This is a genomic window from Pseudaminobacter salicylatoxidans, assembly GCF_003148475.1.
GTDB lineage: Bacteria > Pseudomonadota > Alphaproteobacteria > Rhizobiales > Rhizobiaceae > Pseudaminobacter > Pseudaminobacter salicylatoxidans.
Window position 1 is genome coordinate 125,711 of the sequence record NZ_QGGG01000001.1, and the last position, 13,207, is coordinate 138,917.

Below are 13,207 nucleotides of genomic sequence, written 5' to 3' on the forward strand. Positions count from 1 at the left end.
GCTCAGCCTCCCAGATACGCATCGATGACGGTCTGGTTCGCGCGGATTTCCTCCGGCTTGCCCTCGGCGATGATGTGTCCTTCCGCGAGCACGATGATGCGTGTGCACAGGCTCATGACGAATTCCATATTGTGCTCGATCACCACGAAAGTCGTACCGTGCTCGGCATTGTAGGTGACAAGCCGCTCCTTCAGATTGGCAAGCATGGTGAGGTTGACGCCGCCGGCAGGCTCATCGAGCAGCACAAGGCTGGGGCCCGCCATCAGCGCCATCGCCGCATCGACCAGCTTCTGTTGCCCGTAGGACAGCGATCCGGCCAGCGTGTCGCGCAAATGCGTCAGGCGGAAGAAGGAGATCAGTTGCTCGGCCTGTTGCGTCAGTCCCGCATCGGAAGGGCCGAACAGCCGCGACAGCATGGTGCCGTGATGTTCCTGTCCTGCGAGGATGATGTTGTCGAGTACGGTCATCTTGGGGAAGACCGACAATTGTTGGAAGGTGCGGCCCACGCCAAGCTTGTTGAGATCGGAGGCGCGCATCTTCGAGACGTTCCTGCCGGTCACATGCACTTCGCCCGCATCGGGCGCGAGTTGGCCGAGAATGCAGTTGAACAGCGTCGATTTGCCGGAGCCATTCGGTCCGATCAGACCGAGGATTTCTCCCTTGTGCACATCGAAGGAGACGCCGCGCACGGCCTGGATGCCACCAAAGCTCTTTTCGATATTGCGGACAGAAAGAACGGGCGCGCTCATTGCAGGCGTGCTCCTTCACGCATGTCGGCGCGCACCTCGCGTCGCGGCCGGAATTTCTCACGCAGGCGTCCGCCAATGCCGATCAGGCCGGACGGGACGAAGACCAGCATGACGATGACCAGCGCCGAATAGATGATGAGGTAGTAGCCTGCCGTGAAGCGCAGCATCTCGGGCAGCATGATGACCACGCCTGCGCCGAGGAACGGGCCGAAGAAATAGCCCGCACCGCCGACCACCACCATTAGCAGGATGCGCAGCGAATGGCCGACGCCGAAGGAGCCGGGCTCGATGAACTGGACGAGCGGCGTGATCAGCGCGCCGGCCAGACCGCCATAGACAGAGCCGATGGCGAAGGCCAGAAGCGTGATGCGGCGGGTATCGACGCCGAGGCTTTCGGCACGGACGGGGTTTTCGCGCAGCGCTTTGAAGGCGCGGCCCCAGGGCGAGCGCACGATGCCCCACATGACCAGCGAGGCGATGACCGTGATGCCGAGCGTGAAATAGTAGAACGGCAATTGCTTCATGGTGGAGAACAGGCCGAAATCCGGGCGCGGCATACCGACCAGGCCGTAGGAGCCGCCGGTCAGCCACTCCTCGTTGCGCAGGATGAGAAAGACCAGAGTGTTGAAGGCGAGCGTCACGAAAGCCAGGAAATGGCCCTTCACCCGCAAGGCCGGATAGCCAAGCAGCAGCCCGACCGCAAAGCAGAGAATCAGCCCGAGCGGCATGGCGAGCACCCAGTGCCACCCGGCAAGCGTCAGCAGTGCGGTGGTGTAGGCTCCGATGGCCATGAACGAGGCCTGCGCCAGCGAAATCTGGCCGGCATAGCCGAGCGTGAGGTTGAGTCCCATGGCGGCGATGGAAAAGATCAGCCACGACGTCAGCGTGTAGACGATGTAGTTGCCCTGACCCAGCGGCGCGATGATTGCCAGAGCCAGCAGCAGGACGAGAAGAAGAGGGCGCAGCCAGCGTTTCATCACACCGACCTTCCTTCGGAAGTGCCCATGAGGCCCTGTGGACGCAGCATGATAATGACGATGAGCAGCACCAGCGGCAGAGCCGCCCTGTATTGCGCGGTCACATAGGTGGCGGTCAGATTGTCCAGAACGCCGATGAGCAGGCCGCCGACCAGCGCGCCGCGTATCTGGTTGAAGCCGCCGACAATGGCCGCGATGAAGGCGATCAGACCCAGCGTCTCACCATTGGAAAACTTTGCCAGATAGACCGGCGTTATGAGGAAGGAGGCAAGTGCCGCCAACGCGGCATTGATCAGGAAGGTGTAAAGGATCATCCGCTTCACATCGACGCCGAGAATTTCGGCCACGGCCGGGTTCTGCGCCGTCGCCTGCATGCAGCGTCCCGTACGCGTGCGGTTCAGGAACAGTGTCAGAAGCACCACCACGCCCAGCGATATGGCGAGATTGAACAGGTCCTGAAGCGAAACGACCGCGCCGAAAATATCGATCGGGTCATTGGGGAACATGGAGGGGAAGGGCTGCGCCTCGGCGGAGTAGAATTCCTTGACGCTCTCCTTCAGGAAAATGCCCAGCGCCATGGTTGCGATGATCAGCGTGATGCCGCCATGCGGCAGGATCGGTTCGGCGATCAGCTTCTTGAACAGCACGCCCAGCACCAGCACGGACAGGACAAGACCGACAAGCAAGGCGGGCAGGAAAGGCAGGCCGAAATAGCCCATGGCGACCAGCACGAAGAAGGCGGGCAGCATGACGAATTCGCCTTGCGCGAAATTCACCGTCTGGGCGGCCTGCCACACCAGCGTGAAGCCGATGGCGACCAGCGCATAGATGGAACCGGTCGCAAGACCGGACAGCAGGACTTGCAAAAGCTGGGACATCGCAAATCTTTTCAAAAAATGTCGCGGCGGGTGGAGCGGTTCATATGTTTCTGAACTGCTCCACCCGCCGCGACGATCAAAATCATCAGTTGGCCGGAACCGTGCCGATCACGACAGGCGCGCCGTCCTTGACCTGCACCATGAAGCTCGGGCGCGACATTTCTCCGTTCTCGTCCCAGCAGGTATCGAGCAGGATCTTCGGATAGTCGGCAGCCTTCAGGCAAAGCCCGTGCATCTTCTCGGCGAATGCTTCGCCATCGGCCTTGCCCACCAGTTCGGTCACATATTTCGTGGTCCAGGCGCCGACATAGCCCTTGATCGCGTCATGGGTAGGCTTGCGCTTGAAGGTTTCCTCGAACTTTTTGGCAAAATCGCCGATGCCCGGCACATCGGTCGCGGTCGCGGTAACGCCGACATGGGCGATCGCGCCTTCGGCGGCTGCGCCGGCAAGTTCGATGACCTTGGCTTCGGTCAGTGTCACTTCACCGATCAGCGGCATCGGCAGCGCCTGCTTTTTCGCCTCGATCAGGAAGCGCGCGGATTCCTCCTGGTTCATGTAGACGAACACGGCTTCGGGGTTGGCTTCCTTCAGCTTGGAAACGTCCGCGGCATAGTCCGTCTGCGCCTGCTCGGAAGCGACGTCGGCGATGACCTCGATGCCAGCCTTCTTCATTTCCTCGACGAAGACGTCGCGGCCGCCCTTGCCGAACTCGTTGTTGACCCAGGCAACGCCGACCTTCTTTGCCTTCAGCGTATCGGTGAAATAGGCCGTCAGCGCGGGAACGCCCTTCTGCGCGCCGGACGAGGTGCGGTAAACGAAGGGATTGCCCTTCTCGACGATGCTCGGCGCTTCCGAACCGACGAATTGTGGCGTGCTGTTCTGCTGGGCAACCAGCATGTTGACCATGGTCGAGCCAGAATAGATCGTGCCGAGGATCGCAAAGGCGCCTTCGTCGATGGCCTTCTGCACCAGCGCGCGCGACACCTGCGGGTCGGTCTGCGTATCGTATTCGATAAGCTCGACCTTGTTCTGGAGGATGCCGCCATCGGCGTTGATTTCTTCCACGGCGATCTTGATGCCGTCACGCCAGTTGGTGCCAGCCGGAGCGCCCGGACCGGAAAGCTCGGCGACCATGCCAAGCTTCATGGTTTCCTGCGCCTGCGCGGCTCCCGTCGCAGTCAGAACTGCGGTTGTCACCGCAAGCAGGTATTTGCGATACATTGATGTCCTCCCCTGAGTGATGGATGCGCCGTTGCAGCGCCTCCAATACGCCATCCCGTAAAATTCAATGTCTGGTCAAGGGTTCTTTCCTGACCAGATCTGAGCGCGATAGCCTATGTCCGGCAGGTGACGGTTTGGCAAGGCGCCAAATCCGGGCAAGGGCGCAGAAACAAGACTAATTGTGCAATGCCGGGGAAAAATCTGCCGCCAGACGGAAACGCCCAGTGTCGCACAAATGCGGTGAAAACAGCGGGATAGGGCCGAACATGTCATTCGTCAGGATGGCCATCGCGTGGCGGCTGTGGAAAACCGTCCCTCCGCCTCGCTCTGGACCCGTCCGGTTTCCTGCAAAATTATTCCAGGTGGGAACTGCGACTTCAGGGTCGTCGCCACCCTTGCTGCAAATTGGCAAAGGCATGAGGGCTTCTCCAATTGGAAAAGCCTCCATGTTCAAAGGGTTGCCAGAATTTAGCTGCGCCGGGACGCGGCGCGATCCGCGCGGAAGCGCTCGATCATCTCGACGGTGGCGACGCCGCCTTGCGGGCCTTCGATCGTGACCGCTCGCGACGCCGCTGCGACGGCGAACTCCAGGGCCGAGGCAAGGTCGGGGTGGCGGTCAACGGCGTGGACGAGCGCGCCGCCGAATGTGTCGCCCGCGCCGGTCACGTCCACCACAGGCACGTCGTAGCCGGCCACGCGAACGATACCGCTGCCGTCGTAGGCCTCGGCACCGGCGGCGGCGAGGGTGCGGATGACGATGCGAACCTCGTGCCTGCGCATCCAGTCGTTGATCGCGTCCAGTTCGGTCGTGCCGAAGGCGAGGCCGAAACCGATCTCGTTCATGATGACGATGTCGGCGCCACGCAGATATTCGACATCGTCCGGCACGAAACCGTCGACATCAAGGTCGAACACCAGTTTGCGACCATGTGCGCGCAGATCCGCCAGCAGTTCCGCGCCGGCAAGGCCGTCGCCGCGCAGGCGCTTGGAGCGGGAAATGGTGGTGTAGAGATAGCCGGGCTTGCGTAGCGCTTCCAATGTGGGGGCGGGGAGATGCATGAGCGCATTGCCGGTTTCGCCGATCAGCACCACATGCTCGTCCCCGACGAGAAAGATCATGTTGTGCGAATTGGCTGTTCCGGCATCGTGCAGCATGTGCGTGGTGGCGACGCCGAGTCGGTTGAGCTCGTCGCACAGCCGCCGCGACAGATCGCTGTGGTTGAGCAGCGAAATGAACTCGGTGCTCCCGCCCAGCCCCGCATGCGCGCTCGCGGCATTGGCGATCATGCCACCGACATAGCTCTTGTTCTCGCGGAAATAAGCCTTGTCGGCGAGGCCGGGCCAGCGCTCGGCCGTGTAATAGTCGTCGAGCGCAACGTCGCCGATGAAGAAGGCGGTGGCGTCAGCCATTCGCATGCTCCGGCGCAGTCACCAGCACGGGGCCGCCCTTGATGTCGACCCAGGGCGAGGCGCCGAGGCCACAGGTCGCCATCCAATAGTAGCGGACCTCGCGTTCCACCCCGTGGCAGGCGTCGTGCCAGGTACCTTTGTTGAGCACGACGATGGTGCCCGGCTCGATAACGAAGGCGCGGATGTTTTCCGCGCTCGGACAATCTTCCTCGGTGGGTGCGGCTACCGCCAGAACGATCGGGTCGGCCGCGCAGAACAGCGCCTCTTCAGTGAGCAGGTGCCGCTCCATCTTGGCGGAATGAAAAGGGCAGGCGCTGCCCAGCGTATAGCCGAGGCTGCCGTTCGAGCTGATGAGCGGGTTGGCGGTGTAGGTGTCCTCCCAGCCGGGACCTTGCGAATGGATGGTGCGGGTGGCCGGATCGCCCGAGGGGTCCGACGACTTCATGTCGTAGACGCGACCGTAGGGCGAGAAATCGCCTTCGAGCACATTGATGGCTTCGATCTGCATGGCTCAGGCCTCCACGCGCATCGCGGCTGCCGCGCTTTCGCCGCGCAGCCCCTCGACCACGCTCATGAGTTCTGCAACATGCGCGCCGTCAACGATGCCGGTGTCGGCGTAAGTGTCCTTGAAGTAGCTGCCGACGATCGCGCCATCCGCTTCCAGAAGCTGCTCGCGGGCATTGGCGGCCGTCAAGCCCGCGCCGATGAGCAACGGAAAGTTGCTGCCGGTCGTGGCGCGGAAACGGCGCACCTTGTCGAGGTCGGTCACCTGGCCAGTGGCGTCGCTGGTTACCACGATGGCGTCGCAGCGCTCCTTGCCGATAGTCAGGTCTTCCGGTTCCGAGCGGCCGGACTTCACCGGCTGGTATTTGAAACGCACGCCGCCGAACAGCACCGACGACACGCTGCCGCGCAATTCGGCAAGCTCGGCGGCAAAGTCCATGTCTTCATCGGGCGGCAGGTGGCCGGCAACCGAATCCATCTGGATGAAATCGACCCTGAACTGTTTCGCCAATTCAAAGGCCAGATGATGATCGCGCAGCACGTTCAGGCCGACCAGCACGTCGGGATTGAGCGTCTCAAGCCATTCGAGCACGCTGCGGACGTCGTCCTTGTCGCCGAAATAGTTTTCCACGATGACGCCGTCGACGCCGTTGGCGATCAGCGTTTCGGTCTCCTTGCGAGCGATTTCCAACCGTTCTTCGGCGGATGAACCCGTCAGGTGCAGCATGCCCAGAATCGGCTTGGGAGTGACGAAGATCTCGCTGAAACGCTTGCTCAAGTGACTGTCCTATCTTGTGAATTTCTGATGTCCGGCCCGCCGCAGGAAGCGCTAGGCCGAGACCGGAGCGTGCGTCGGACGCGGTTGCGCGCCATTCCACGACATGCCGACCTTCATTTCGAGGGTGGGCGAATAGATCACCGAAGTCCGCTCCACGAGACGGCCGGTGCTGTCATAGACATCGCCGCTGGCGCAGATGAAGCCGGGCACCTCGGGAGTGGGGCCGAACGCCTGTCGGGTGAGGTCCGAATGCGGAACGATGGAGAGCGTGAGTTCCGAGCGCGTCGGCACCACGCCATAATGCTCGCGCATGACCTGGTAGAGCGACAATTGCTCGAAGTCGAATTTCTCCAGATCGGGAAACCGCCTGAGATCAATCCAGGACGTGTCGAGATTGAGGAAAGTCCGGGTCTCCTCGATGGCCACGCCACGCGCGCGCACCAGCTTCAACACCTTTCCCTCCGGGCCGTCTTCGATGGTTCGCGACAGGAGCGAAGTGACCGGCCGCTGGCCACGTGCGCGGGAAAAATCGGTGAAGCCACCGAAGTTCCAGATGCTGTGATTGATGGGGGTATAGGTAACGATCGTGCCCTTGCCGCGAATCTGCTGGACAAGGCCTTCCTTGACCAGCAGCGCCACGGCATTGCGCACTGTGCTGCGGGTTATGCCGTGCACGTCCCGTAGCACGGTTTCCGACGGAATCGCTTCACCCTCGGCATATTCGCCGTCGAGGATACGCAGCCGCAGCATCCTGTAGAGCTGCGCGTAGAGTGGCGTGGGCTCGTGTGGGTTGAGAGCGAATTCGGCGGTCATCTGTCGAAGTTCCCCTTCGGGATCACTTCCCGGCGTTGATGGTGAAGTCCTCCATGGCCGCCTGCTTGAGGCCATAGCGGTCGAGGATTTCCTCATATGTGCCGTCGGCCTTCATGGCTTCCAGCGTCGCCTTGACGGCATCGCGCAGCTGAGTCGATTCCTTGGCAAATGCAATGCCGTAATTGCCCGGATCGTACAGCTCGCCGATGGTGTAGAACTTGTCGGGCTGCTGCTTTTGCAGGTCGAGCACGCCTTCGAAGCCCATCATCACTGCCTGGGCGCGATCCTGCTTGAGCTGCATGAGCTGCTCGCCCAGCGTGCCGATCTGCAGGAGGTTCATCGGGGAGGAGGCGTCGCAGGTCTCCTTGCTCAGGCCTTCCATGAAGCCGACCCAGCTCGTGCCGGTGGCGACCGAGACGGTCTTGCCGCACAGGTCCTGGACGGTCTTGATGCTGTCCTGATACGCCACGGGCACGAAGATCTGGTTGCCGGTCCTGAAGTAGTCGATGAAATCGAGCTGTCCCTGACGCTTGGCGATGTCGGAGAAGGCGGTCCAGATCATATCGGCGCGGCCGGTGGTCACCGAGGTGATGAGCTGCGAGAACTCGACGTTCTGGAAATCGATCTTGAGGCCGAGGCGGTCCGCCACTTCCTTGGCAAGGTCGATATCGGCGCCCTTGAGATCGGTGGAGCCGGCGTCCGAATATTCCATCGGCGGATAGGCAAGGCTGATGACGACTTTCATCGTGCCGGCATCGCGCACATTGGCGGGCAGCATTTCGCGCAGTTGCTCGTTGGACTTGCCGGCTTCGGCCGCCGAGGCGGCGGCGAGGCTGCCGGGGACGCCGAAGGCAAGCGCGGTTGCCACCGCCAGGCGGGCAAACGACAAGCCCGCGCGGCGGGACGTATTGCTGGATTTCATGACATGCTCCTCTTTCATGTTCATTGAGCGTTGTTCATTTTTCCTAGGCCAGTACGCGTGCCAGGAAACTGCGCACGCGGGCATCGGTCGGGTTCGCCAGCACATCGGCCGGCGGCCCCATTTCGCGGATTTCCCCATCGACCATGATCGCGACGCGATCGGCGACCTCACGGGCAAATCCGATTTCGTGGGTGACGACGATCATGGTGGTGCCGGAGGCTGCCAGCGCGCGCATCACGTCCAGCACCTCGCCCACCAGTTCGGGGTCGAGCGCGGATGTCGGCTCGTCGAACAGCATCACCTTAGGGCTCATGGCGAGCGCGCGGGCAATAGCCACACGCTGCTTCTGGCCGCCGGAAAGCTGGGCAGGGTAAGCGTCACGCCGCTCCGCAAGCCCCACGGAAGCCAGCAGCTTTTCTGCGCGGGCGATGGCCGAAGCGCGCGGCTCCCTGCGCACGGTGACCGGCCCTTCGATGATGTTCTCCAGCGCCGTCATGTGCGGGAACAGGTTGAAGTGCTGAAACACCATCCCGATCTCGCGCTGCTGGCGGCGCACCTTGCGGGCCGGAAGCTCCTTCAGGGTGCCGTCGCGCAGTTCGTAGCCAATGATCTGGCCGTCGATCCACACCACGCCGTCATCGAGCGCTTCGAGGTGGTTGAGGCAGCGCAGCAGGGTGCTCTTGCCGCTGCCGGAGGGGCCGAGGATGCACAGAACCTCGCCATTGCGGACTTCCAGGTCCACGCCACGCAGAACCTCGCGGCCGGCGAACTTCTTGTGGATGTTGATCGCCTTGACGATTGTTCCGCTCATTGCGCCTTCTCCAGTGCCGGGGTGCCGGCCGAGCCGAGACCGAAGGGCAGCTTGAAAGGCAACTTGCTGCCGGCCTGGGACGCGCTTTTGCCGTAACGCTTTTCGATGAAGTACTGGACGATGCTGAGGACCGTGGTGGCCGCCAGATACCAGATGGCGCAGACGAACAGCAGCTCGATGACCGCGCCGTTGACGAAATAGACCTGCTGCGCGGCGTTCAGCATCTCCGTGCAGGAGATGGCGGCGGCGAGCGACGAGAATTTCAGCATGCCGATGGCCGAATTGCCCAGGACGGGCACGATGAGGCGCATCGCCTGCGGCAGGATGATGCGGCGCAGGGTCTGCAGGCGCGACATGCCGAGCGTGTTGGCGGCTTCTGTCTGGCCGTGATCGACGGAGTTGATGCCGCCGCGCACGACCTCGGTCATATAAGCGCCTTCATTGATGCCCAGGCCCAGAAGCGCGGCGACGAAGGGCGTGACGATGTCGACCGTGCGGCCCTCGAACACGCCGGGAATGATGATGCGCGGAAAGACCAGCGCGATGTTGAACCAGATAAGAAGCTGGAGCAGCACCGGCGTGCCGCGGAAGACCCAGACGTAAAGCCAGGCGACGAAACGGGTGACCGGATTGGCCGACAGCCGCATGATCGCGAAGATCGTGCCAAGGCTGATGCCCAGCAGCATGGCGAGCGCGGAGATGAGCAAGGTGATGCCGAAGCCGCGGATGATGACATCCGCCGTCAGGAATTCACCGACGATTTCCCACTGGATCTGCCCGTGGGCGAAGGCGCGCACCAGAAGTGCGAGCAGGCCCAGAACAACCGCGCCGGCAAGCCAGCGGCCTGGATGCGCCAGCCGCACGATCCTGTAGCTGCGCTGTTGGAGAGCCTCCACTTCGACCCGCTGCGGACTTGAAGCCGCTTCAAACGCCATCGACAACATCCCCGATAGTTGTAGGGTTAGGTGTACAACTTTGATAAAGGTGCAAAGAGGCGGAGTCAATCGGAGTAAAGACGAGCTGAAGCACAAAAGATGTGTGGCGTCCGCACAGCTTCCCATAGCGGCAACGGATTGCCTTGCGCTCGACACGATCTCAGGTATCTGGATGCGCGCTCGCGTCTCGACCGTGGTGGGCCGCGCAACGCAAGAAGGCCGAAAGGCGTGCGGGTGCGCCAGAAGCCGCCCCGCCAGAAATTGGCGCGACAGTCTCGCTGGGTAACCGCCGCTTCCTTCTGTAGTCTCGGTTTTCCGAGGCTCGGAAGTTCGAGCGGCTGGCTGGCGGTTTCCGTTAGGTCGTGGCTTGGAGGTAGGCTAGGCAGCTCTTTGTGGCGATCAATATCCTTAGCGGCGCGGAGAGCTGAGCCGTCATCGTGCCCGGCCAGGGTTTCTTTTAATGCCGGTCGCGCATGTGGCTTTCGACGCTTCGCAGGTGCCGCCGCATCGCGTCAGCGGCGCCTGCACCGTCGCGATCGGCTATCGCCTCCACGATCCTTGCGTGCTCTTCGAAGGAGTGGTGATCTGCTGGCGGGCGAACCGGCGTATCGCGCAGTCGCCCCCAGTTGACCGCGCGGCGCACCGCCGTCAGCGTGTCGAGAAGGCCGAGCAGCAGCGAATTCTGCGAGGCTTCGCCAATCTGGCGATGCAGACGGTTGTCCCACTGTTCGTAGAGCCGCCATGTCGGAGCTTGCTGCGCCTTCAGCATGCAGTTTTTGAGCTCTGCGATCTGGCTCGGCGTGGCATTGAACGCCGCGCAGCGCGCCACCTCGGGTTCGAAGGCGATGCGTGCACCCATGACCTCAAGCGGGTTGGTTCGCTGTACCATGGCCTTGATGTCAGCGACCGTATCAATCGGCCGCTCACCCGTAAAAGTGCCTTTGCCTACATGGCGCCAGACCATGCCTTCCGCCTGCAGCGTCGCCAGCGCCTTGCGCAGGGCGGCGCGTCCAATATCCAGCGTGTCCGCCAGTTCCCGCTCAGGAGGCAGACGTCCGCCATCGGGTAGGCTCGTTGTCGCCAGGAAGTCGCGCAATCTGGAAAGAACGACGGCTTCGGTGTCTTCGCTCATGGATTTCTAAACCAATTCAAGATTGGTTTTGGTTATATTGGTCGAAATCGCACCTGTCAACGCATTAAGGATGCGGATAGGCGTGTGCTATTTTAGTGTTTGATTTCAATCAATTGATTTTAATTCCATTCTCCATCGGTATCGAAGTTGTGTGGCGTCATGCGTTTCTCCAGTTGACACTTTATTGGTTTAATGAAGAATTGGTTTTCGATTGGGTTGAGGAGCCCGATTGTTGGGAGGACCAAAATGAACATGTTTGCCAGACGTATCAGGGCGTCGGCCGTTGCTGCCGCCCTCTGTTTTTCCGCTGCGCTGCCTGGGTCGGCATTCGCCGATCAGATGCGCATTGCCTTCGGGGACATTGCAACCGTCGAATCCTTGCATCTGCTTGCCGCGATCGAGCGCGCGAAGGAACAGGGCGTGGACGTGCAGGTCACCTTTCTCAAGAGCGAGGACATTGCCGCACAGGCAGTCGTCAGCGGCCAGGCCGATATCGGCATAGGCGGTCCCTACGCCCTTCTTCAGAAGGTGAAGGCGCCGATCCGCATCTTCCTGCAGCTTTCGAAACTGCAGTTCTTTCCCGTCGTCAATTCCGAGTTCTACAAGGACTGGAAAGACCTCGACGGCCAGGAAGTCGCCGTCCACTCGCGCGGCTCCGGCACGGAAGCCATCATGCGCCTGATGGCCGACAAGAACGGCATTGCCTATTCCAGCATTTCCTATGTTCCGGGCGCCGAAGTGCGCACGGGCGCACTCCTGCAGGGCAACGTCAAGGCAACGATCGTGGATTCTTCCGGCAAGCGCATCCTGGAAAAGGAAGCGCCGGGCAAGTTCATCTTCCTGCCGCTTGGCGAGGTGAGCGCCACCGACGAAGCCCTGTTCGCCAATACCGACTATCTCACGAAGAACCAGAAGGACGTCGAGATACTGATCGAAAGTATCCTGACGACATGGCGCGAGGTGGCGGCCGATCCGAAGGCGGCGATGGCGATGCGCGAAAAATACAAGCTGCTGCCCGATGCCACGCCGGAAATGGTGGAAGACATCGATCCCTACTTCGCCGAAGCCGCGCCGACGCTGCCGGTGAATGGCGGTGGTGAGGACGCGGCCCGCGACGACTTCGACTTCTACACGATCTCCGGCGCCCTCGAGGGCAAGGCCGCGGATCTGAAAGTGGAGGATTTCTGGGACCTCGTCCCGCTGAACCATGTGCTTGAGAAAATCGGGAAGAAATAGATGCACATGGCCGCTTCACCCGACAAGGTGGGCGCGACGGGAGGAGCCGGGAACAGCTCCTCCATCGCCGAAACGCTTGCCGAATTCGCCCGCCGCCGGAAATCGTTCTGGATCATGGCTTCGCTTGCAATCCTGTTTGCCGTCTGGGAGATCGCAGGTCGCATTCCGATCAGTTTTGCCTTTCCCACCTTTTTCGAAACGGTGACGGCCTTTGCCGAGATGGTATCGGACGGCACACTCGTCCGCGCCTATGCCATCACCTTCCAGCCGCTGCTTCTCGGCATCACCGCCTCGGCCGTTCTCGGCGTCGGGCTCGGCATCGTCATGGGTCTTTCGGACAAGGCCGAATGGTTGCTCGCGCCTGTCTTCATCGTGTTCCAGGCGGCGCCGATGGCGGCCCTGGTGCCGCTGGTCACATTCGTCTACGGCATCGGTCTCGTTGCCAAGACGCTTGCCGTCATCATGCTCGCCCTGCCGGTGATCGTTCTCAATTCGTACAAGGCCATCCGGCACGTCAATCCTTCGCTGGTCGATATGTGCCGGTCCTTCCAGGGAACGCGCGTGCAACAGATCTGCAAGATCATCATTCCGGATGCGGCCCCCGTGCTCTTTGCCGGTCTGCGGCTTGGCATCGCGGCGGGTTTCATCGGTGTCATACTGGCCGAGCTGCTGATCACGCCGACCGGCATCGGCGACCTGATCACCTATCATCGTTCCATCGCCAATTACGCCCACATGTATGCGGCGGTCGCCTCAATCATCGCCGTTTCGACGCTGACGCTGACCGCCCTCCAATATGTCGAACTGCGCTTCCTGCGTCCTGAAAAGAGGAGGAAATGA

14 protein-coding genes are annotated in these 13,207 nt (G+C 61.6%); 2 read left to right on the forward strand and 12 right to left on the reverse strand.

Annotated elements, in window-relative coordinates; genetic code table 11:
- Nucleotides 1-2 precede the first annotated feature (2 nt).
- From C7441_RS00545 to C7441_RS00600, 12 genes are all read right to left on the reverse strand, one after another.
- Nucleotides 3-749, reverse strand: a complete 747-nt coding sequence (locus C7441_RS00545) for an ABC transporter ATP-binding protein (protein ID WP_019173737.1) — start codon at nucleotides 747-749, stop codon at nucleotides 3-5.
- The gene (locus C7441_RS00550; RefSeq protein WP_109611253.1) at nucleotides 746-1,726 is read right to left on the reverse strand and encodes a branched-chain amino acid ABC transporter permease; all 981 of its coding nucleotides are present in this window, start codon (nucleotides 1,724-1,726) and stop codon (nucleotides 746-748) included. Before C7441_RS00550 ends, C7441_RS00545 begins: the two co-directional genes overlap by 4 nt.
- Entirely contained in the window at nucleotides 1,726-2,604 is an 879-nt protein-coding gene (locus C7441_RS00555; RefSeq protein WP_109611254.1) for a branched-chain amino acid ABC transporter permease, read from the reverse strand. The genes C7441_RS00550 and C7441_RS00555 overlap by 1 nt, the downstream gene beginning before the upstream one ends.
- A gap of 85 nt (nucleotides 2,605-2,689) precedes the next feature.
- Nucleotides 2,690-3,826: an ABC transporter substrate-binding protein gene (locus C7441_RS00560; protein WP_109611255.1), complete on the reverse strand. Its 1,137-nt coding sequence runs from the start codon at nucleotides 3,824-3,826 to the stop codon at nucleotides 2,690-2,692.
- Nucleotides 3,827-4,294: 468 nt separating this feature from the next.
- Nucleotides 4,295-5,236: a carbohydrate kinase family protein gene (locus tag C7441_RS00565; protein WP_170124965.1), complete on the reverse strand. Its 942-nt coding sequence runs from the start codon at nucleotides 5,234-5,236 to the stop codon at nucleotides 4,295-4,297.
- A complete protein-coding gene (locus C7441_RS00570) occupies nucleotides 5,229-5,744 on the reverse strand; it encodes an ureidoglycolate lyase (RefSeq protein ID WP_109611257.1) in 516 nt (171 codons plus the stop codon). Before C7441_RS00570 ends, C7441_RS00565 begins: the two co-directional genes overlap by 8 nt.
- Before the next feature lie 3 nt (nucleotides 5,745-5,747).
- Nucleotides 5,748-6,518 carry a BtpA/SgcQ family protein gene (locus C7441_RS00575; protein ID WP_210205589.1) on the reverse strand — a complete coding sequence of 257 codons (771 nt, stop codon included), beginning with the start codon at nucleotides 6,516-6,518 and terminating at the stop codon, nucleotides 5,748-5,750.
- A gap of 51 nt (nucleotides 6,519-6,569) precedes the next feature.
- Nucleotides 6,570-7,331: a GntR family transcriptional regulator gene (locus tag C7441_RS00580; protein ID WP_170124966.1), complete on the reverse strand. Its 762-nt coding sequence runs from the start codon at nucleotides 7,329-7,331 to the stop codon at nucleotides 6,570-6,572.
- 22 nt (nucleotides 7,332-7,353) lie between these two features.
- Nucleotides 7,354-8,253: an ABC transporter substrate-binding protein gene (locus C7441_RS00585; protein ID WP_170124967.1), complete on the reverse strand. Its 900-nt coding sequence runs from the start codon at nucleotides 8,251-8,253 to the stop codon at nucleotides 7,354-7,356.
- 43 nt (nucleotides 8,254-8,296) lie between these two features.
- Nucleotides 8,297-9,064 carry an amino acid ABC transporter ATP-binding protein gene (locus C7441_RS00590; RefSeq protein WP_109611260.1) on the reverse strand — a complete coding sequence of 256 codons (768 nt, stop codon included), beginning with the start codon at nucleotides 9,062-9,064 and terminating at the stop codon, nucleotides 8,297-8,299.
- Nucleotides 9,061-9,999: an amino acid ABC transporter permease gene (locus tag C7441_RS00595; RefSeq protein ID WP_342353261.1), complete on the reverse strand. Its 939-nt coding sequence runs from the start codon at nucleotides 9,997-9,999 to the stop codon at nucleotides 9,061-9,063. The genes C7441_RS00590 and C7441_RS00595 overlap by 4 nt, the downstream gene beginning before the upstream one ends.
- Nucleotides 10,000-10,456: 457 nt before the next feature.
- Nucleotides 10,457-11,131: a FadR/GntR family transcriptional regulator gene (locus tag C7441_RS00600; RefSeq protein WP_109611262.1), complete on the reverse strand. Its 675-nt coding sequence runs from the start codon at nucleotides 11,129-11,131 to the stop codon at nucleotides 10,457-10,459.
- A 246-nt stretch (nucleotides 11,132-11,377) separates the two neighbouring features.
- On the opposite strand from C7441_RS00600, the gene C7441_RS00605 reads away from it, so the two are divergent.
- Nucleotides 11,378-12,367, forward strand: a complete 990-nt coding sequence (locus C7441_RS00605; RefSeq protein ID WP_109611263.1) for an ABC transporter substrate-binding protein — start codon at nucleotides 11,378-11,380, stop codon at nucleotides 12,365-12,367.
- Entirely contained in the window at nucleotides 12,368-13,207 is an 840-nt protein-coding gene (locus C7441_RS00610; protein ID WP_109611264.1) for an ABC transporter permease, read from the forward strand.